Consider the following 1,592-nt stretch of genomic DNA (forward strand, 5'->3'; position numbering starts at 1 on the left):
TAATTAATCGAATTGTAGAAAATAAATAAAAAATTATTACAACGCCTAAAAGTAAATATAAAACCCAAATATAAAATGGGTAAATGTCTAAACTTCTATCAGTATATACTTCTAAGCTAATTTCGTTTGTTAAAATGTTCCCATCTATTCTTGGAATAGAAATAGTATTATTATCACTATTTTTTGGGATGATATTAAAATATTCATAATTTCCTTCGGCTTCACCTTTATTAAAACCTCTTTTGAAATCATTTAATCCATTGTTAAAAAAGAAATCAATATAAGGAAGAGTAATTAGTAATACTCCAATTAATTTTAAATAAAATTTAGATTTAGTTTCCATATTTAGTAATTATTTATTTTTCAAATTAAATATAAATATTTTGAATTGCAAAACATTTTTATTGTAAAACAATAAAAATGTATCGACAAACAATTTTAAATTCGTTTTTGTAAACGACATAATTTTTATTGATTTGTAACGTTTTTGAACATTTATCCTCTATTTTGAATAATCCTTTAGGTAGAATGTTGTAGTACCTTTACACTCGAAATGAAAGCGATTAGTTACATAGCAGCTGTACTTCTTTTATTTGTTCTGTTAGTTAATGTCAACAAAACAAATCAAAATCATGCACCTAAAAATGTCGAAAATCTAACTTCAAAATTTCACGATTCAGAGAAAGTGATATTCAACACAATGATAGAAGAGTCTAAAACGAATGATTTTTCTTTTGATGAATTTATCAACGCAGATGTTAAATTTAATTTTAATCAGCAGATTTGTGTTCGTGTTTTTTCTGATTTATTTTTTACTTCAACTAATAAAATTTGCCTTTTGTAGCATTATATCTACGGTTTACCATTTATCTGATAAACACGAAGTTTCCTTATATATAACTATTTTCTAAGCATTCATTTTGTTTAGAAAGAGGTAATCTATTCACAAAAATTAAAAATTATGCACGAATTAAGTATTGTCAAAGACATATTTGATACGTTGAACGAGCACTATGATTCGAAGATAGAAGATATAGAAAAAGTTCAAATTACAGCTGGACTTTTATCAAATGTTCAACCTGTTTTAATTCAAAATGCATTTGATGCATTTATAGCTGATAACCAAAATTATAATGAAATCGAGCTAGAGGTTTTGGTCAATGAAATTGTAGCGTATTGCGAAAAATGTCACAAAAATTTCAAAGTCAACTATCACAAATTTGTTTGCGAAGATTGTTCAACACCATCCAGCACAATTGTCAAAGGAAATGAGCTTTTTATCTCGCAAGTCATCTTTAAAAATAAATAATCATTAAACATATTTCAATTATGTCAACAAATACACAAAATCCAAAAAGTCTTGGGAATAGAGTAGGATCTGTTCAATGCGACAACACAACTTTACATTTATTAAAAGCCAACGATTATGTTGCAAATGCAATTCGCGAACGTCTGAAAGATGTTTGTATCATCAATGTTTGTTCGTCTCCAGGATCAGGAAAAACAACGTTGTTACAAGAAATTGGAAAACGTTTGAGTAAAGAATTGAATATTTCTGTTTTAGTTGGTGATCCAGAAACGGAGCGTGATGC

The 1,592-nt window shown here is 27.1% G+C and carries 4 protein-coding genes; 3 read left to right on the forward strand and 1 reads right to left on the reverse strand.

From position 1 onward, the window contains the following. The coding region (locus tag Q0616_RS08125) for a hypothetical protein (protein WP_298776352.1) at window positions 1-343 on the reverse strand (343 nt) is incomplete at its 3' end. Between the two features lie 210 nt (window positions 344-553). Between Q0616_RS08125 and Q0616_RS08130 the strand changes: the two genes are divergently transcribed. The 3 genes from Q0616_RS08130 to Q0616_RS08140 form a co-directional block, all read left to right on the forward strand. Beyond that, on the forward strand, window positions 554-844 hold the full coding sequence (locus Q0616_RS08130) for a hypothetical protein (RefSeq protein WP_298776354.1): 291 nt from the start codon (window positions 554-556) through the stop codon (window positions 842-844). Window positions 845-961: 117 nt separating this feature from the next. Beyond that, entirely contained in the window at window positions 962-1,309 is a 348-nt protein-coding gene (locus tag Q0616_RS08135) for a hydrogenase maturation nickel metallochaperone HypA (RefSeq protein ID WP_280035935.1), read from the forward strand. 20 nt (window positions 1,310-1,329) lie between these two features. Beyond that, a partial coding sequence (locus Q0616_RS08140) for a GTP-binding protein (RefSeq protein WP_298776359.1) occupies window positions 1,330-1,592 on the forward strand: 263 nt, incomplete at its 3' end.

The organism is uncultured Empedobacter sp. (assembly GCF_937930195.1).
GTDB classification, from domain to species: domain Bacteria; phylum Bacteroidota; class Bacteroidia; order Flavobacteriales; family Weeksellaceae; genus Empedobacter; species Empedobacter stercoris.